The organism is Pseudomonas maumuensis, assembly GCF_019139675.1.
GTDB lineage: Bacteria > Pseudomonadota > Gammaproteobacteria > Pseudomonadales > Pseudomonadaceae > Aquipseudomonas > Aquipseudomonas maumuensis.
Genome location: NZ_CP077077.1, coordinates 2,644,410 through 2,661,003, shown reverse-complemented (window position 1 = coordinate 2,661,003; position 16,594 = coordinate 2,644,410). Strand labels below are relative to the sequence as shown.

The 16,594-nt window shown below is 65.5% G+C and carries 21 protein-coding genes; 10 read left to right on the top strand and 11 right to left on the bottom strand.

All coding sequences use genetic code 11. The features are described from left to right. Positions 1 to 207 precede the first annotated feature (207 nt). A complete protein-coding gene (locus tag KSS90_RS11945) occupies positions 208 to 687 on the top strand; it encodes a GNAT family N-acetyltransferase (protein WP_217869554.1) in 480 nt (159 codons plus the stop codon). Here the strand turns inward: KSS90_RS11945 and KSS90_RS11940 are convergent. After that, positions 669 to 1,109, bottom strand: a complete 441-nt coding sequence (locus KSS90_RS11940; protein ID WP_217869553.1) for a general secretion pathway protein GspC — start codon at positions 1,107 to 1,109, stop codon at positions 669 to 671. The genes KSS90_RS11945 and KSS90_RS11940 overlap by 19 nt on opposite strands. A 116-nt stretch (positions 1,110 to 1,225) precedes the next feature. Between KSS90_RS11940 and gspH the strand changes: the two genes are divergently transcribed. Then, positions 1,226 to 1,660, top strand: a complete 435-nt coding sequence (gene gspH, locus KSS90_RS11935) for a type II secretion system minor pseudopilin GspH (RefSeq protein WP_217869552.1) — start codon at positions 1,226 to 1,228, stop codon at positions 1,658 to 1,660. After that, complete coding sequence (locus KSS90_RS11930; RefSeq protein WP_046855434.1) at positions 1,657 to 2,250, top strand: type II secretion system protein GspJ; 594 nt, start codon at positions 1,657 to 1,659, stop codon at positions 2,248 to 2,250. The genes gspH and KSS90_RS11930 overlap by 4 nt, the downstream gene beginning before the upstream one ends. Here KSS90_RS11930 and KSS90_RS11925 read toward each other — a convergent pair. From KSS90_RS11925 to KSS90_RS11915, 3 genes are read right to left on the bottom strand one after another with little or no spacing between them, the layout of a single operon-like run. Beyond that, positions 2,243 to 3,151: a FecR family protein gene (locus KSS90_RS11925; RefSeq protein ID WP_217869551.1), complete on the bottom strand. Its 909-nt coding sequence runs from the start codon at positions 3,149 to 3,151 to the stop codon at positions 2,243 to 2,245. The two genes, KSS90_RS11930 and KSS90_RS11925, sit on opposite strands and share 8 nt — an antisense overlap. Positions 3,152 to 3,180: 29 nt before the next feature. Further along, complete coding sequence (locus KSS90_RS11920) at positions 3,181 to 3,723, bottom strand: RNA polymerase sigma factor (RefSeq protein WP_217869550.1); 543 nt, start codon at positions 3,721 to 3,723, stop codon at positions 3,181 to 3,183. Next, positions 3,720 to 4,364 carry a secretin and TonB N-terminal domain-containing protein gene (locus KSS90_RS11915; protein WP_225933158.1) on the bottom strand — a complete coding sequence of 215 codons (645 nt, stop codon included), beginning with the start codon at positions 4,362 to 4,364 and terminating at the stop codon, positions 3,720 to 3,722. Before KSS90_RS11915 ends, KSS90_RS11920 begins: the two co-directional genes overlap by 4 nt. 160 nt (positions 4,365 to 4,524) lie before the next feature. Here KSS90_RS11915 and KSS90_RS11910 point away from each other — a divergent pair, with 160 nt between their 5' ends. Then, on the top strand, positions 4,525 to 4,830 hold the full coding sequence (locus KSS90_RS11910) for a hypothetical protein (protein WP_217869549.1): 306 nt from the start codon (positions 4,525 to 4,527) through the stop codon (positions 4,828 to 4,830). Between the two features lie 69 nt (positions 4,831 to 4,899). On the opposite strand, the gene cobF is transcribed toward KSS90_RS11910, so the two are convergent. Together cobF and KSS90_RS11900 are read right to left on the bottom strand one after the other, a co-directional pair. After that, positions 4,900 to 5,649 (bottom strand): precorrin-6A synthase (deacetylating), encoded by a 750-nt coding sequence (cobF, locus tag KSS90_RS11905; RefSeq protein ID WP_217869548.1) that lies wholly within the window; start codon positions 5,647 to 5,649, stop codon positions 4,900 to 4,902. 64 nt (positions 5,650 to 5,713) lie between these two features. Then, positions 5,714 to 7,003: an OprD family porin gene (locus KSS90_RS11900; RefSeq protein ID WP_217869547.1), complete on the bottom strand. Its 1,290-nt coding sequence runs from the start codon at positions 7,001 to 7,003 to the stop codon at positions 5,714 to 5,716. 346 nt (positions 7,004 to 7,349) lie between these two features. Here KSS90_RS11900 and KSS90_RS11895 point away from each other — a divergent pair, with 346 nt between their 5' ends. The 3 genes from KSS90_RS11895 to KSS90_RS11885 all read left to right on the top strand — a co-directional run bounded on the left by KSS90_RS11895 (position 7,350) and on the right by KSS90_RS11885 (position 8,782). Next, a complete protein-coding gene (locus KSS90_RS11895; RefSeq protein WP_217869768.1) occupies positions 7,350 to 7,706 on the top strand; it encodes a histone-like nucleoid-structuring protein, MvaT/MvaU family in 357 nt (118 codons plus the stop codon). Positions 7,707 to 7,912: 206 nt separating this feature from the next. After that, complete coding sequence (gene gloA, locus KSS90_RS11890; protein WP_217869546.1) at positions 7,913 to 8,440, top strand: lactoylglutathione lyase; 528 nt, start codon at positions 7,913 to 7,915, stop codon at positions 8,438 to 8,440. 96 nt (positions 8,441 to 8,536) lie between these two features. After that, a complete protein-coding gene (locus KSS90_RS11885) occupies positions 8,537 to 8,782 on the top strand; it encodes a hypothetical protein (protein WP_217869545.1) in 246 nt (81 codons plus the stop codon). A gap of 118 nt (positions 8,783 to 8,900) precedes the next feature. On the opposite strand, the gene KSS90_RS11880 is transcribed toward KSS90_RS11885, so the two are convergent. Beyond that, positions 8,901 to 9,722: a shikimate 5-dehydrogenase gene (locus KSS90_RS11880; RefSeq protein WP_217869544.1), complete on the bottom strand. Its 822-nt coding sequence runs from the start codon at positions 9,720 to 9,722 to the stop codon at positions 8,901 to 8,903. Positions 9,723 to 9,883: 161 nt separating this feature from the next. Between KSS90_RS11880 and KSS90_RS11875 the strand changes: the two genes are divergently transcribed. Together KSS90_RS11875 and KSS90_RS11870 are read left to right on the top strand one after the other, a co-directional pair. Next, positions 9,884 to 10,225: a hypothetical protein gene (locus KSS90_RS11875; protein WP_217869543.1), complete on the top strand. Its 342-nt coding sequence runs from the start codon at positions 9,884 to 9,886 to the stop codon at positions 10,223 to 10,225. 101 nt (positions 10,226 to 10,326) lie between these two features. Continuing rightward, positions 10,327 to 10,509, top strand: coding sequence for a hypothetical protein (locus KSS90_RS11870; RefSeq protein WP_217869542.1), 183 nt, complete (start codon positions 10,327 to 10,329; stop codon positions 10,507 to 10,509). A 69-nt stretch (positions 10,510 to 10,578) separates the two neighbouring features. On the opposite strand, the gene KSS90_RS11865 is transcribed toward KSS90_RS11870, so the two are convergent. After that, positions 10,579 to 11,625, bottom strand: coding sequence for a metal-dependent hydrolase (locus KSS90_RS11865; RefSeq protein ID WP_217869541.1), 1,047 nt, complete (start codon positions 11,623 to 11,625; stop codon positions 10,579 to 10,581). 24 nt (positions 11,626 to 11,649) lie between these two features. Then, positions 11,650 to 12,441 carry a histidinol-phosphatase gene (gene hisN / locus KSS90_RS11860; protein WP_217869540.1) on the bottom strand — a complete coding sequence of 264 codons (792 nt, stop codon included), beginning with the start codon at positions 12,439 to 12,441 and terminating at the stop codon, positions 11,650 to 11,652. 223 nt (positions 12,442 to 12,664) lie between these two features. Between hisN and KSS90_RS11855 the strand changes: the two genes are divergently transcribed. Then, the gene (locus tag KSS90_RS11855) at positions 12,665 to 13,312 is read left to right on the top strand and encodes a helix-turn-helix transcriptional regulator (RefSeq protein WP_217869539.1); all 648 of its coding nucleotides are present in this window, start codon (positions 12,665 to 12,667) and stop codon (positions 13,310 to 13,312) included. A gap of 53 nt (positions 13,313 to 13,365) precedes the next feature. Here the strand turns inward: KSS90_RS11855 and KSS90_RS11850 are convergent, their stop codons facing one another. Beyond that, positions 13,366 to 15,369, bottom strand: coding sequence for a MacB family efflux pump subunit (locus tag KSS90_RS11850; RefSeq protein ID WP_217869538.1), 2,004 nt, complete (start codon positions 15,367 to 15,369; stop codon positions 13,366 to 13,368). A gap of 2 nt (positions 15,370 to 15,371) precedes the next feature. Then, positions 15,372 to 16,526, bottom strand: a complete 1,155-nt coding sequence (gene macA, locus KSS90_RS11845) for a macrolide transporter subunit MacA (RefSeq protein ID WP_217869537.1) — start codon at positions 16,524 to 16,526, stop codon at positions 15,372 to 15,374. Positions 16,527 to 16,594: the final 68 nt, after the last annotated feature.

The following is a 16,594-nucleotide window of genomic DNA, read 5'->3' as shown; positions in this document are numbered from 1 at the left end:
CACGGTAGCGGAGGCTTGTAGGAAATGACCGGTACAGTTGCGCGAAATTGAATAAATACACATTTCTGTTTCACTCACTTGCGTGCTTCCACGCCATCGTCGCAGCAAAGCGCGGCAAATCTTCCGCCAGACACCTGGCGGCCTCCCCTCGTCCTACCTGACACTACTGAAACCTTCGCACCCTATCCCGTACAAGGAAGCCCCACCATGCCCGTGACCATCCGCCCCGCAGCCCTGGCCGACGCAGCCCAGATCCTGGCCTTCATCACCGAACTGGCCGAATACGAACGCGCCCGCGACGAAGTGGTGGCGACCCTCGCCGACATCGAACGCAGCTTGTTCGACGCAGGCAGCACGGTGCGCAGCCTGATTTGCGAACGCGACGGCCAGGCGATCGGCTTCGCCGTGTATTTCTACAGCTACTCCACCTGGCTGGGGCGCAACGGTATCTACCTGGAGGATCTCTACGTCACCCCGCAGCAGCGCGGTGACGGCGCGGGGCGCAAGCTGCTGCGGCATATCGCCCGCGAAGCTGTCGAAAACGGCTGTGGGCGAATGGAGTGGAGCGTGCTGGACTGGAACGAACCGGCCATCGGTTTCTACCAGTCTCTGGGCGCCGAGCCGCAGGACGAGTGGATCCGCTATCGTCTCGACGGCGAGCGCCTGCGTCAGTTCGCCGAAGGCTGAGGCGCCTCGCCCGGAAACGCCGTCTGGGCCAGTACCGGCACCTCGACGCGGCTGCGCTGGCCGCCGCGCTCGATCACCAGGCCGCGCCCCTCGATGGCCACCAGGCGCACCCCGCGAGCCAGTTCCTCGCCACTGCGCACGGCGCGTGCCGGGCCGCCGTCAAGGCTGACGATGGCCACGGCGCCGTGGCTGCCGGCCATCACTCCGCTGACCTGGATCTGCACCTGCAGGGGAATATCGGCAAACCATCGCCCGGCTGCTGTTTCGGCCACTACCGGGGCGTCGGCCGCCCGGGCCGTGGCCTGCCCCGCCGCTGGCGGCCACAACAACTGCCCCCAGGTCGCCAGCCCGGCCATGGCGACCAGCAGCCCCAGCGCCTGCAACAACAGCCCGAGTGACAAGTCGGGACGAACGATACGCATGGTCACGCGCTCCTTGTGTGCCTGCGCCCAAGCATACCGGTTGATTCTCACGGTTTTGTTTCACACGCCGATCATCTTGCTCGGGCAAGCTGCCTTGCCAGGACAAGGAGCGCCCCGTGAACGGACAACGTGGTTTCACCCTGATCGAACTGATGGTGGTGCTGGTGATCGTCGGCATCGCCAGCGCCGCCATAAGCCTGAACATCCGCCCCGATCCGGGCAAGCAGTTGCGCGCGGACGGCGAGCGCCTGGCGCGCTTGCTGGAGCTGGCGCAAAGCGAAGCCCAGGCCGACGGTCAGCCGCTGCGCTGGCAGAGCGACCGCGACGGCTACCGCTTCGTGCGCGCCGATGGCCAGGTGCTGGCGGAGGGACCACTCAAGCCGCGGCGCTGGCAGGCCGAGGCGGTGAAGGTGCAGGCCGAGCCCCGTGGCGCGGTATGGCTCGATGGCGAGTGGATCGGCGCCCCCCTGACCCTGCGCCTGCACAGCGGCACGCTACGCCTGGAACTGGCGCGCAACGCCGCCGGGCAGGTGCGGGTGAGCCAGCCATGACCCGCCAACGCGGTTTTACCCTGATCGAAGTGATGATCGCCATCCTGCTGATGGCGGTGGTCAGCCTGATCGCCTGGCGTGGCCTGGACAGCGTCAGCCGCGCCGACCAGCATCTGCGCCAGGCCAGCGATGAGCATCAGGCGGTGATGCGTGTGCTGCAGCAGCTGGAGCGCGACCTGGCCTTGCGTGCCACGGTGGAACTGGTCGAGCCGGTGTTGCCCGGCCACGAGCCGCCGGGCAAGCCATTGCTACCCGCCATGCGTGCCCGCGCCGAGCGCCTGGAGCTGGTGCGCGCCGGTGCCGTGTCTGGCAGCGGCCTGCAGCGGGTGCGATGGTATGTGCGCGGCAGTACCTTGTACCGCGCCGCCGCGCCACTGCGCGAAGGCTTCCCATTGCCCGCGCCGAAAGCCGCGGTGGCGGTGCTGGACAACGTCAGCGCATTCAGCCTGCGCACCTGGCAGGCCAAGGGCGGCTGGCGCTCCCCGGCCAGCGAGGCCGACGACAACCCCGTCGGGCTCGAGGTGCGCCTGAACCGGCGCGGTCCCCAGGGCGAGGAACATTACCGCCAGGTGCTGGGGCCATTCAACTGACCAGCACTACCCCGCCGGGCAATTCCAGGCAGCGTGCGCCATAGGCGACGCGGATCAGTTCGGCGGCCTGGCGCAACTGATCGAAACTGAACCGCGCCTGCACCCGGCGGCGCCCCAGTGACGGGTTGAGCAGTACCAGGCGCCCGGGGCGGTAGCGGTTGATCTCGTCGATTACCTGGGTCAATGGTGCATCACGGAACACCAGCATGCGCTCGCGCCAGGCCGTCACCTGGCCAATGTCGAAGGCCTCGGGCACGCCGACCCCTTGCGCGCCATAACGCAACTGGCGGCCGGCCGGCAGCGCCTCGAGCCGGCCCTGGGCAAAGATGCGCAGCTCGCCACTCAGGCAGGTGACGCACACGCCGTCGTCGTCCTCGCGCACATTGAACCGGGCCTGCTCGGTACTGATCACCCCCTCCTGCGCCCGCACCTGCATGGGCTGGCGGGCATGCACTTCGATCTCGCCCGCCAGCAGGGCGATACCCTGTGCCTCGCGGCTGACGCGCGTGCGCACGTTCAGTTCCAGCTTGATCCCTGGCGCCAGCTCCACCCGTTGCTGCTCATCCACCTGGGTGGCGAACGCCGCAGGCGGCGCCATGGCCTCGTCCAGCCAGCCGCCACGCCAGGCAACCACCGCCAGCGACGCGGCCAGCGCCCCGCCCAGCAGCGCCCGACGCCCGAGCAGCGGCGCCGATGGCGCCTGGCTGGCCTGCTGCGCCGCAGGCCCGAGCAAACACCAGAGCTGACGCGCCTGGGCGAAGGCCTCGGCGTGCGCGGGGCTGCGTGCGCACCACTGGCGCAGGGCCCGGGCATCAGCCTGGGTGGCCTGGCCGGAGGTCAGCCGCAACAGCCAGCCCTGGGCCTGGCGCTGCAAGTCGGGATCGGGCGGAATCTGGGGCATGGTGCTCACATGAAGAGGTCGACTATCGTTCAAGACGGTTTTCCCGCGCCGGGACCGAAGCGCTGAAACACTTTTCTGTCCAGACGCATCGCGCAATGCCCCAGTGCCGCCTTGAGTTCCTTTTCCACGGTGCGTGTGGAAATGCCGAAACGCTGGGAGATTTCCTGGTGCGAGGCCTCCTCCAGCCGCGCGGCGATGAAAATCCGCCGGCGCCGGGCTGGCAGCTCGTAGAGCGCGCCCAGCAGATTCTGGATCTCGCGCTGGCCGCCGACGATGCGAGCCGGGTCCTGGTCCTCGGCCACCTGCAGCAGCGTTTCGATCTCGGCGCCAGTGAGCAGCCGGGCATCGGCCTCGCGGCGGTCGGCGGCAATGTTCAAGGCCATGCGGTACAGGTAGGCACCGGGTTTGTGCAGGTCGTGCGCGGCGTCCATGCGATCCACCCGCAAGTAGGTTTCCTGTAGCACGTCGTTGGCCAGGTCATCCGAGCCGAGCCGGCGCCTCAGGCGGACCCTGAAGGTGTCGTAGGAGGTCAGAAACAGCTTGACCAGCGCACTGTCCCGAGGTTTGTTCATGCCGCCGCAGCTCCTTGCGAAAGAGGGCAATCCATAGGTTCCGGGCGCAGCAACAGGGTCAGCGGCTGTGCCAGTGAAGTCGGCGGCGCCTGCTCCAGGCGTACCGCCCGCAGGCGCTCGACCAGCGCGGCATCGCGGGCGAAGTCGCCCGTGGAGGCCAGCAGCCGGCTCTGCACCAGTTGCCCGCTGGCATCGATCCAGACCTGCACGGCCGCCCGGTAGCTGCCCGGGCGGGTCGACGGCCAAGCGCACAGGGCGCGCTCCACCGCATGTTGCAATGCCACCGCATAACTACCCGACGCCGGGCCTTCACTGCGTCCACGCCCAGGCGTTGTGCGCAGGCGCAACGGTTGCAGGGTGAATCCACCGCTGCCGTGATGCGCCTGCAGACCGGTTCCTTGCAACAAGCGCTGCAAACCCTCGCGCGCCGTGTAGCGGCCGCGCAGCGGGCTGGAGCGCTGGCCGGCGAGCAACGCCTGGTCGACCAGCACCGCCAGGCCACTCTGCCGGCCGAAGCTGTCCAGCGCCCGGTCCAGCGCCTGCGCCGGTATGTCGAAGGTCAGTAACGGCTGGCCACGCGCCCCTGGCGCCGCCACCAACCAGGCCAGTATCAGCGCGCCGGCCACAAGCAATGCACGCACGGGAGATCAGGCCTCCTTGCTGGCCGCCGTCGCCGGGGAAACGTCATCCTGGGGCCTGTGTATGACGCTGTGGTGACAGGCTTCGGCAATCAAAGCTTCACCCCGCCCTAGGCCAGCAGCGAATAGACTGGCGCAAGGAACGACTGCACGGAGAAGCACCATGGTTCGACTGCCGCTGAACACTTTGCCACTGCTGCTGGCCTGCGCCCTGCCGGCGCTGGCCGAACCGCCCAAGGGCTGCATCGACGTGCAGGTCGGGCAGTCGCGGGCGCTGGCCTACGACTGTCTGACCCGACAGTTGCAAGGGACCGATCCGCGCGCCGCCAAGGGCCTGCGCGATCAGCTCGACCCGGTCAAGCAGATGCAGCGCAGGGCACCGAACCAGATGGGCTTGGCGACACCGGCAGCGACCTCGACGCGCATGGGCAGCAGTTTTGGCAGTTCGGTGGTGCCACAGCGGCCTTGATGGGTCTGACGATGGATCTACAGCGCTCGATCTCACAGGCGTTGCAACTCTCCCGCCAACCACCAACCACTACCCCTCCCTGCGCAGCAGATAGGTATCCATGATCCACCCCTTGCGCCGCCGCGCCTCATCGCGCAACTCGAGGATGCGCGCCTTCACCGCCTGCAGCGGCCCGCTCACCAGCAGCTCGTCCGGCGTTCCCAGGTAGGCGCCCCAGTAAATCACCAGTTGCGGATCATCCAGAGCGGCGAATGCGCACTGGCCGTCGAGCATCACCAGCACATTGTCGATCCGCGCCTGTTCGCCCAGGCGTCGGCCCGGTAGCACGGTCAACGGCTCGCCGATACGGTTTAGCGGGATCTGGTGACGGGCGGCCAATGCCTGGATGCTGCTGATGCCGGGAATCACCTGCAAGGCCAGCGCCAGGCCGCGTTCGCGGACCAGGTCGAGAATTCGCAGGGTGCTGTCGTACAACGCCGGCTCGCCCCAGAGCAGGAACGCGCCGACATCATCGCTGCCCAGCTCATCCTCGATCAGCCGGGCGTACAATGCGGCGCGCTGGGCGTGCCAGTCCTGCACGGCGCCGACATAATCCGGCGCCTGGCCGTCCCGGCGCGGGTCCTCGACCTGCACCAGGCGGTAACCGCCCTCGGGCAGGTAGCGCTCGAGAATGGCCCGGCGCAGGCGCACCAGTTCGTCCTTGTCGCTGCCCTTGTCGAGCACGAAGAACACCGTGGCGCGCCGCAGCGCCTCCACCGCCTCGTAGGTGACCTGGCGAGGATCGCCCGGTCCAATGCCGATCAGTAGAAGCTGTTTCATCGCCTGCCCTGCCTGGTTGCCGGTGGTCATTGTCGACCGACCACCGGCCGTTTGGCAAAGCGGGTCAGAAGATCGAGAAGTTGTAGCTGACAATGACCCGGGTTTCGTCCATGTCACGCGCCCACTTCTCGTAGTTGCTGCGGTAGGTGGAGTTGCGCAGGCGCACGCTGACGTCCTTGAAGGTGCCGCTCTGCACCTGGTACTTCAGCTCGCTGTCGCGTTCCCATTCCTTGCCTTCGGCGTTGCTGCCAGGGACCTTCACATTGTCGCCATTGATGTAGCGGGTGAAGAAGGTCAGGCCGGGCACGCCCAGAGCCTTGAAATCATAGTCGTAGCGCACCTGCCAGGAGCGCTCCTGGGCGGCGGCGAAGTCGTTGACCTGGGCATAGTTGACCAGGTAGGGGTTGGTGCCGTCGAGGTACGGCATGGCGCTGTCGCCGTACATGCGCTGCCAGCCGGCGCTGAGCTTGTGCCCACCCAGGCTGTAGCCAAGCATGCCGCTGAAGGCGCGGTGGTCGATGCGCCCGGCACGGGCATTGCCGATGTCGTCACTCTTGATCACCCGCAGGTCCGCCGACAGCGTGCCGACTTCCAGTGGCTGGCTGGCGACCAGCCCGAGGAAGTGCTGGCGGTAGATGTTTTCCAGCTTGGACACCTGGTACTGGGCGCTGACGCGGTCGTTGAAGCGGTAGTCGACGCCGGCCAGGTCGAAATGATCGGCCTCGATATCGCAGGCATAGCGCTTGTTCTTGCAATGCACGCGGATGTCCTGGCGGTCGGTGGAGTCCCGCGCGGTGTACTGGTTCAGACGTGCCAGGGTGAACTTGAGGTCGCGCACTTCCTCGGAGGTCAACCAGGCGCCATGGAACATGGTCGGCAGCAGACGCCCGTCGTTGTACTTGAGCAGCGGCACGTCCGGCATCATCGAACCGTACTTGAACACCGTCTCAGATACTTTCACCTTGCCGGCGACGCCCATCTTGGCGTACTGGTCGGCGGAGTGGCGCGGGTCGTGCCCGGACGACGGCAACAGGCCGCTATTACTGTCGGCGGGGCTGGAATCGAGCTTGAAACCAAGCATCCCCAGCGCATCCACGCCGAACCCGACCGGTCCCTGGGTATAACCGGACTGAACATTGAGAATAAAGCCCTGCGCCCACTCTTCGCGCTTCGACGCGCCTTGCTTGGAAGTGGTGTGGCCGTCACGAAAGTCCCGGTTGAAATAGACATTGCGTGCTTCGACCTTGGCACTGCTGTCTTCAAGAAAACCGGCGGCCTGGGCGTTGACACCGGCACACAGGAAGAACAGGCCGGCAACTCGGCGCCCGGGGGCGAGGGGGAAAGGGGCAAACATGCGAAGGAACATCCAGAAGAAAGGCGAAAAACCATCCGGGCAGTCATCTGCACCGGCACTACGCGATGAACGAATACACTTCGACCATCATCCATAATTTTCCGCCAAGGGCTCTAGCCTGAGCCATGGGACCATGGTCTAAGGTGGTTGGCGGGGTCTTTTCGAATAACGCGTAAAAAATCGGCAAAGTTCCCGACTAATTGATAGAAAGTTTACTGTTTACCCACTCGCAAGCGACTACTACACTCTCGCTTAGCGAACAGCTTTACCCATCCACGTGGCCGGCGTTCAGTCTGGTTTCATGTTCGTCACGTCCCGCCACGGCAGACTTACAGGAGTGATGACAGTGTCCAGACTTGCAGAGTTTCGTGCTGCCGAAAAAGCGCTCAAGGAACAGATGGCACAACTGGAAGCGCTGAAAAAGGATGCCGGCCTTAAACGCGAAATCGAATTCGAGCAGAAACTAGTCGGCCTGATGAAAAGCTATGACAAGAGCCTGCGCGATATCATCGCCATTCTTGATCCCAAGGCAGTGAACCGTGCCCCAGGGCCAGTCAAGCAGCAGCGTCGGCCACGGGTGGTGAAGGTCTACCAGAACCCCCACACTGGCGAGCGGATCGAGACCAAGGGCGGCAACCACCGCGGGTTGAAAGCCTGGAAGGAACAATACGGGGCGCAGACGGTGGAAAGTTGGGTGCGCTGATGAAACCTCGACACCCGCTTCACACTTTTTTCACACCCGCAGGCTCAGTATCAAACCAGCTAAAGGACTAGCGACCCCATCACGCGCCCGCACATGCGGGCCTCTAATTTCGGCGCCCCGCACTCGTGCGGGGCGCTTTCATTTGCGCTGCTGGTTGACTTCCGTATCATGGCAAACCTATTCAAGGCCCTGATTCCGGAGTACCCATGAGCCTGCACGATCTGCAAACCCTCCCCGGCGTTACCGCGCAACCCGATGCCGCCACCGCCCAATTCGTGTTCAACCACACCATGCTGCGGGTCAAGGACATCGAGAAGTCCCTGGACTTCTACACCCGCGTCCTGGGCTTCCGTCTGGTGGACAAACGCGACTTCCCGGAAGCGGCTTTCAGCCTGTATTTCCTGGCCCTGGTCGATCCGGCGCAGATTCCTGCCGATGACGCCGAGCGCCATCAGTGGATGAAATCGATCCCCGGCGTACTCGAGCTGACCCACAACCACGGCACCGAGAACGACCCTGAGTTCGCCTACCACAATGGCAACACCGACCCGCGCGGTTTCGGCCACATCTGTATCTCGGTGCCGGACGTACGTGTTGCCTGCGCCCGTTTCGAGGCGCTGGACGTCCCGTTCCAGAAGCGCCTGCAGGATGGCCGCATGAACCACCTGGCCTTCGTCAAAGACCCGGACGGCTACTGGGTCGAGGTCATCCAGCCGACCGAACTCAAGGGCTGATACCCACCGGTCGCGCTCGTCGGGCCGGGAACTCCCGGCCCCTCGCTGTGGTATATGGAAGTAACTCCTGTTCCAAGCCACAGCGAGGTAAGGACGATGCAAACCCTTCACTGTGAATACCGCGACCACACCATCACCGCCAGCGTGATGCCCCACCCAAACTCTCCCCTGCCCTATGCCGCAGGCTGCGTGATCACCGACCCCAGGGGCCACAGCAGCAGGCGACTATCGATGCCGATGAAATTCTTCGCCGACCTGGAGAACGCCCAGCACGTGTCCCTGGCCCATGGCCGGGCGCTGGTTGACCAGCAGTTGGATGAGAAGGATCAACGGGTGTTCTGAAAGCCCCACGCCAGCAGCCAGCACCCACAGAGATTGCGCTTCGCTCGAAGGCGACGCGGCCAGTGTGGGAGCCGGCTTGCCGGCGATGCGGCGCGCAGCGGCGCCCCTCTACACCCAATCAGCCTTCACGGGCATACGCCACGGCCGCCGCCACCTGCTCGGCTGTCGGCCGAACCCCGGTGTACAACACGAACTGCTCCAGCGCCTGTAGCGCAATAACGTCGAGGCCAGTGATCACCGACTTGCCCAACGCTTCGGCGGCGCGAATCAGCGGCGTGCGCGCCGGCAGGGCAACCACATCGAACACCCACTCTGCCGCCGCGATGGCGGTTTCGGCGAAGGCCAGCTGATCGGCCTCCGGGCCACCAGCCATGCCGATCGGCGTGACGTTGATCAACATCGGCGGGCAGCGGTCCTCCAGCTCGGGCAGCCAGCGATAGCCGCAGACATCCGCCAATTGCCGCCCGGCCTGCTCGTTGCGGGCGACGATGATGCCGTCGCCAAAGCCTGCGTCGCGCAGCGCGCTGGCCACCGCCTTGGCCATGCCACCGCTGCCGCGCAGGGCGAAGCCGGTCGCCGGATCGACCCGCCGCTCGGCCAGCAGTTGGCGTACCGCCAGGTAGTCGGTGTTGTAGGCCTTCAGATGGCCTGCGGTATTGACCAGGGTGTTCACCGAGTCGATGGCCGCTGCGGACAGGTCGACCTCGTCCACCAGCGCCAGGCAGGCTTCCTTGTACGGCATCGACACCCCGCAGCCACGGATGCCCAGGGCGCGGATGCCAGCCACGGCGGCCGGCAGATCCTGGGTGGTCATGGCCTTGTAGTAATAGTCCAGGCCCAACTGCTGATACAGATGGTTGTGGAAGCGCACGCCGAACGTACCGGGGCGCCCGGCCAGGGAAATGCACAACACGGTGTCCCTGCTCGGTGAATGACTCATCGCGGTTCCTCTGTCATGGCTGAATCGATTGCGCCAGCGTACCAGACCCCACCGCCGGTCGCCCCTTACACAACCTTTACCCTTTGCCGGGGCGCAGTTGACCGAGGCTGCGGTCATAGTAGACAGGCCCCGAACGTGGGGTTGTCTTGCGAGGTGTCACCATGAAGCGTTTCATCCCCGGAATCGCCCTGCTGGTCGGCGCGCTGGCCATCAGCGGGCAAGCCTCGGCCCATGGTGGTGGCTGGTACGGCCCGGGGCCGGTGATCGGCGCGGCCGTGGTGGGCGCGGTGGTCGGGGCGGCCGTATCGGGCGGCCATGACCGCACTGTCTACGTCGAACGCCAGCCGGCCTACTATCCACCGCCACCGGTCTACGTGCAGGCGCCGCCACCGCCGGTGTATTACCAGCCCTACGTCGTCGAGCGCTATGTGCCCACCCCGCCCCCGGTCTACCGCCGCTATTACGGCCCACCGCCGGTGTACTACGGCCCGCCGCGCTGGTAAGCGGCATAGTTGATAAAAGCAATGACCACTATCGAGGACATTGATTTCAAACCCCGAAGGCGCCTGGTTAAGGTAGGGCCATGTTCGAGAGGAGATCCACCATGACCCCGATCCAGATCATGTCCGTTGTCGGTAGCGCAGTCCCCAGCAGCCTGCGCCAACAGGGTCTCTTGGCCTGCTGGTACCTGATACGCAATGGCGAAGCCATCAGCGGCCCACTGACCAGCCGCCGCTGCGCCGAGACCTTGGCCGGCCGCTTGCTCGACCAGACCTTGGTCGCCTGACCCCCGAATTTGTTGTGTGTTGCTCCCTAAGCCCTTGTAGCCCGCCACCCGGCGGGCTTTTTTTGCGGCCTACAAATGCCCCGCCCACACGGCCAGTGGCAGCGGCGGTTGCTGGTCGAGGATACGCCGCCAGATCAAGCTCAGCCGCTCGCCATCGAACAACGAGGCAGCACCGCCACCGACCCAGCCCCTGGGCTGGATCACCGTCCATTGCCCTGCGGCGTCACGCCGAGCCATCTCGAAGCGGAAACTATAGTTGCCTGGCATGCCCATGCGCAGATCGGTGACCACCAGCGAGTCGCCGATGATGTCGTAGCGCAGCCAGTCGTCGGTGAACCAGCGCAGACGTTCGTGTAACGGCGCGCCCGCCAGTACCTTGGCCGCGTCCAGGTTAAGCGACTGGCGCAGCATTTCCGGCGGCTCGCGATCGAACCCGCTGCTCACGCCCTCGTAGTAGCCGCCATCCGGGGTTTTCGCCAGCACCCGCCAGATCAGGCTGTTGAAGGCGATAGGCACCGCGCGGACCTCACTGGCCTCGATCCCCTGCGCCTGCAAGGCCAGGTGGAAACGTTGCTCGGCGGCCATGCGCCCGGCCAGGCCGAAGCCCAGGTACAGCGTGCTGAACCCCAGTGCCAGGCACAGCATCGCGGTCGCCCTGCCCTTCAGGCCCCTGATCGCCGCATAGCCCACCGCCAGCAGCAACGGCACGGTATACACCGGGTCGATGATGAACACCGCTGCCCAGCTCTCCGGCGTCAGGTGCAAAGGCCAGAACAGCTGGGTGCCATAAACGGTGAAGGCGTCGAGCACCGGGTGGGTGACCAGCGCCAGCCAGAAGGCCAGGAACAGCCTGCCAGGGGTATAGCCTCGGCCTGGCCAACGCCAGGCGACCAGCCAGGCCAGCAACAGGGCCAGGCCGGTCAGGACGAAGATCGAATGGGAAAAACCACGGTGGAAGGTCATCTGCGACACTGGGTCGGCGTAGCGGATCACCACATCCAGGTCGGGCAATGTCCCGAGGGCGGCGCCGTAGATCAGCGAGCGGCGGCCCTGGATACGGCCCAGCACGGCGCCCTGCAGGGCGCCGCCGAGCACTGCTTGGGTAATTGAATCCACGGCGAGCGCCTCGTTCGGGGTCGATCAGGCAGCGTGGCGCAGCATCGCCAGCACTTGCGCATGCAACGCCGGATCCCCACAAGCCACCACGCAGCCACCGTCCTGGGCCGAACCGCCATCCCAGCTGGTAATGACGCCGCCGGCGCCTTCGATGATCGGCATCAACGCCTGCACGTCGTAGGGCTGCAGGCTGGCCTCGACGATCACATCGACGAATCCGGACGCGAGCATGCAGTAGGCATAGCAATCACCGCCATAACGCATCAGCCGGGCCTTGCCGGCGACCGCCTCGAACGCCGCCTTGCGCACCGGGGTGTCGAACATGTCGGGGGTGGTGCACATCAGCGTGGCCGACGCCAGGTCGGCGCAGGCGCGGGTCTTCAGCGGCGTGTCATTGCGCCAGGCGCCGTGCGCGGTGCCGATGAAGCGTTCGCCGGTGAACGGCTGGTTCATCACCCCGAGCACCGGGCGCGTGCCGTCGTTGAGAGCAATCAGCGTGCCCCACAGCGGCAAGCCGGTGATGAAGGCGCGGGTGCCATCGATCGGGTCGAGCACCCAGGTCAAAGGGCTGCTGCCCAGTGCCGCGCCCTGCTCTTCACCCAGTATGCCGTGGGTGGGATAGCGGGCCTGGATCAGCGCGCGCATCGCCTCTTCGGCGGCCTTGTCGGCGATGGTCACCGGATCGTACAGGCGCCCCCCCTTGTCCTCGACATCCAGGCTGGCACGAAAGTACGGCTGGATCGCCGCCGCGGCGGCATCGGCCAGTTGCTCGGAGAAAGAGCGGAATTCGCCGATCTGTTCAGCGCTCAGGGACATGGGGCGGTCTCGTTGTTGGATGGGATGCGCATCATACCCGAGTCGTGCCTGGACACACGTCTGGCATCACCAATGATATTGTTATGCCATTATTGCCGCTTCATTTAACCGTCACTGATTCGTTGTACTAGGATAGCTAGCAGCCCAATGGCCCGGCCGACAGTCAAGGATGCTGGTTGCTGGCGCAAGGGCCTCCGTTCCACCGCCTATCATGGATGACACGATGAATTCGCACCTGCTCTTTCCGCAGATCGGCAAAGTCATAGCCAGTACCGGCAGCCGCCATTTCCCCCGGCACCTGCACGACCTGATCCAGACCCACCTGACCATCGACGCCACGCATATTCGCCAGCTGCGCATCGCCCCGGCTTGCGCCAGCCAGCCAGACGCGACCTTGATCAGCGAGACGGTGTTCAGCGCCGGCGATACGGGTGACGGCTTCGACGACCCGGCGCGCCTGCACCTGGCCCGGCGCAAGGATGGTTTCCGCTACGAAATCACCGTATTGCGGGCCGACACCCGCGCTGGCTTCTCAGCAACCGATCGCAGCCGGCTGGAGGACATTTCGCCCTTGCTGCTGCCCATGCTGGAAAAACACATCAATGCCCTGCAGCCTGCCGCGCCAGTACCCGCGGACCCCGACAGCCTCGAACAACGTTTTCTCGAGCGCCTGCGTCAGACCGGCATCCGCCTGTCCGAGCGCGAAATGCAGGTGTGCGAAGGCTTGCTGGCCGGGCGCACGGCGCCGCAGCAGGCCGAGCATCTGCGGCTCAAGGTCAATACGGTGGAGAGCTACCTGCGCCGGGCGGCGATCAAGCTGGGCATCAGCGGACGCCACTCGCTGATGCGCTGGATGTATGCCGAGGCCTAGTCCCGCAGGACTCCTGAGAGCGAGCGCCATGCATATAGCGCTCGCCTTCAGGCTTAGTCCCGCGCCAGCGCCTCGATAGGGTCCAGCCGCGCCGCGTTGCGCGCCGGCACGAAGCCGAACACGATGCCGATCAAGGTCGAGCAGACGAACGCCGTGACCACCGACCCCAGTGAAAACACCATCTCCCACTGTTTGACGAAAAGCGCGAACAGATAGCCGATCCCATAGGACAGCCCGATCCCGATCACCCCACCAATAAGGCAGACCATCACCGCCTCCACCAGGAACTGCTGGCGGATATCCGACTGCCGCGCCCCTACCGCCATGCGGATGCCGATCTCGCGGGTGCGCTCGGTAACCGACACCAGCATGATGTTCATCACCCCGATCCCCCCCACCACCAACGAAATCACTGCGATCAGCGACAACAGCAAGGTCAGCGAGCGGCTGGTCTTCTGCACGGTCTGCATGATGCTGTCGAGGTTGTTGGTAAAGAAATCCTTGGTGCCGTGGCGCTGCAGCATCAGTTTGTTGACCTCCTCCTCCACCCGCTTGCTCGGCATGCCGTCCTTGATCCGCACGCTGATGCTGTCCAGGTGGCGTTGGCCAAGCACACGTCCGGCGGCGGTCTCGTAGGGCATCCATACGTTCAGGGTGTTGCCGGCGACGAACAGGTTTTTGTTCTCGGCGGTCACGCCAATTACCGTGCATGGCAAGTTGCCGACCAGGATCACCTGCCCCAGCGGGTTGACGCCGTCGCCGAACAGGCGCTTGCGCGTATTGTGGTCGATCACTACCACCTGGGCCTGGCGCCGGGCATCGTCTGCGCTGAACACGATCCCCGCGGCCAGGGGGATGTTGCGCACCTGGAAGTACTGCTCGCTGACGCCGTTGAGCTGTACGTCGGCGTCGATGTTGCGATAGCGCACCAGCGAACTCTGGCCTATCACCGGGGTGGCGCTGTCGACGTAGTAGAGTTCGTTGAGCGCAGTCACGTCGGCCGGCACCAAGGTCTCGATGGCCTTGGCCCGGCTGTCGCCGAAACTGGTGCCGGAGTAGATGTCGATGGTGTTGCTGCCGATCGCCTGGATATCCTTGAGCACGTAGCCCTTGGCGCCCTCGCCGATGGCCGAGATCGACACCACGGAAGTGATGCCGATGATGATCCCGAGCATGGTCAGCAAGGTGCGCATGCGGTGCGAGACCAGGGCGATCCAGGCCATCTTGAAGGCCTCGCGGAACAACCCGAGGCTGGCCACCAGCCGCCGTGGCGCCTGTTCGCGGGCCGGCGTCGCCTCGGCGCTCGGCGCAGGGGGCTCGGTGCGGGTACGCCGGTCACTGACGATCTGCCCGTCGCTGACCTCGATGATCCGCTCGGCATGGGCGGCGACCTTGGGGTCGTGGGTCACCAGGATCACCGTGTGCCCGGCGCCGTGCAGTTCCAGCAGGATGTTCATCACTTCCTTGCCGCTGGCGGTATCGAGCGCTCCGGTCGGCTCGTCGGCGAGGATCACCTCGCCGCCGTTCATCAGCGCCCGGCAGATACTGACCCGCTGCTGCTGGCCCCCCGACAGCTGGCTGGGCCGGTGCGCCAGGTGTCCGCCCAGGCCCAGGCGGCCCAGCAGTTCCCGCGCCCGGGCATGGCGCCCGGCCTGGGGCACGCCGGCATACACCGCCGGGATCTCGACGTTGCGCAGGGCATCCAGGTGCGGCAATAAGTGATAGCGCTGGAAAATGAAACCGAAGTGGTCACGGCGCAGCGCGGCCAGGGCGTCGTCGTCGAGATCGCGGGTTTCCTGGCCGCTGACCTGATAGCTGCCGGCGCTGGCATGGTCCAGGCAACCGAGGATGTTCATCAGCGTCGACTTGCCCGAACCCGAGGCGCCGATGATCGCCACCAGCTCGCCGGCATGGATCTTCAGGTCGATGCCCTTGAGCGCCAGGAACTCGCGGTCGCCCGCCATGAAGCTGCGGCTGACTCCGTCCAGGCGCAGCAGCGGCTGGTCCTCGAGCGCCGACACCGCCCGCGCCGGCGACAGTTCCACGTTCATGTTCATGCTCACGCTCCCGCCTCGCCCGACACCGGCTCGCCGATCACCACGCGGTCGCCTTCGGCCAGGCCGTCCTTGACCTGCACCTTGACGTTGTTGTTGATCCCCGCCTGAACCTTGCGTACCTGGGCGAAGCCCTTGCCGTCGAGCACCCGCACCGGGAAGCTGCCGTCGGCGTCGCGCGGCCCCAGCGCCGCCACCGGCACGGTGAGCACGCCCAGGGCGGTGTCGAGGACGATACGCACCTGGGCGGTCATCGAGATGCGCAACCGGTGCTCAGGGTTGGGCACCTCGAACAGCGCGTTGTAGAACACCGCGCTGGCCTGCTTGGCGGCGCCGCCGCTCTTGTCGCTGCTTTCCAGGTAGTTCTGCGGCGCGGGCTCGGTGCCGCGCAACTTGGCGTAGTAACGTTTGTCGTCACCAAGGATGGTGAAGTACACCTGCTGGCCGGGGCTGATATGAATCACATCGGCTTCGGACACCTGGGCCTTGATGGTCATGGTGTCGAGGTCGGCGAGCTTGAGGATTACCGGCGCCAGCTGGTTGGAGATCACCGTCTGCCCTTCCTGGGTGACGATACCCACCACATGGCCATCGATCGGCGCGACGATGCGGGTGTAGCCGAGGTTGACCCGCGCCGTATCGATCTGCACCTGGGCGCTCTTGATCTGTGCGTCCAGCGAGCGCAGGTTGGCCTGCTGCACCTCGAATTCGGACTCGGCGTTCTCGAAGTCCTGGCGTGAGATCGACTCGTCGGCCTGGAGCACGTCGTAGCGTTCGTAGACCCGCTTGGCCTGCTTGAGCTTGGCCTGCACCGAGCGCCGCTCGGCCTGCAGCTTCTCGGCGTCGACCTCGGCCTGACGCAGCGAGTTGCGCGGCACCAGCGGGTCGATTTCGGCCAGCCACTGGCCTTCGACGACCTTGTCGCCAAGCTTGACCTTGAGCGACTTGAGCTGCCCCGAAACCTGGGCACCGACGTCCACCTGGCGGATACCTTCCAGGGTGCCGGTGGCCAGCACCGCGTTTTCGATATCGCCACGCTCGACCGTGGCGGTGATGTACTGCGGCGGCTTGGCCGGGGCCTGTACCGCGTAGAGCACGATGCCGGCGACCAGGGCCACGGCGACGCCGAGGGTGATCTTGCGAAACTTCGTCTTTTCCATAAAACCGTTCTTCCACAATCCGATGAGGTCCCGTGGGCGCGGGCTTGCCCTGCGACAGCATCAACCGA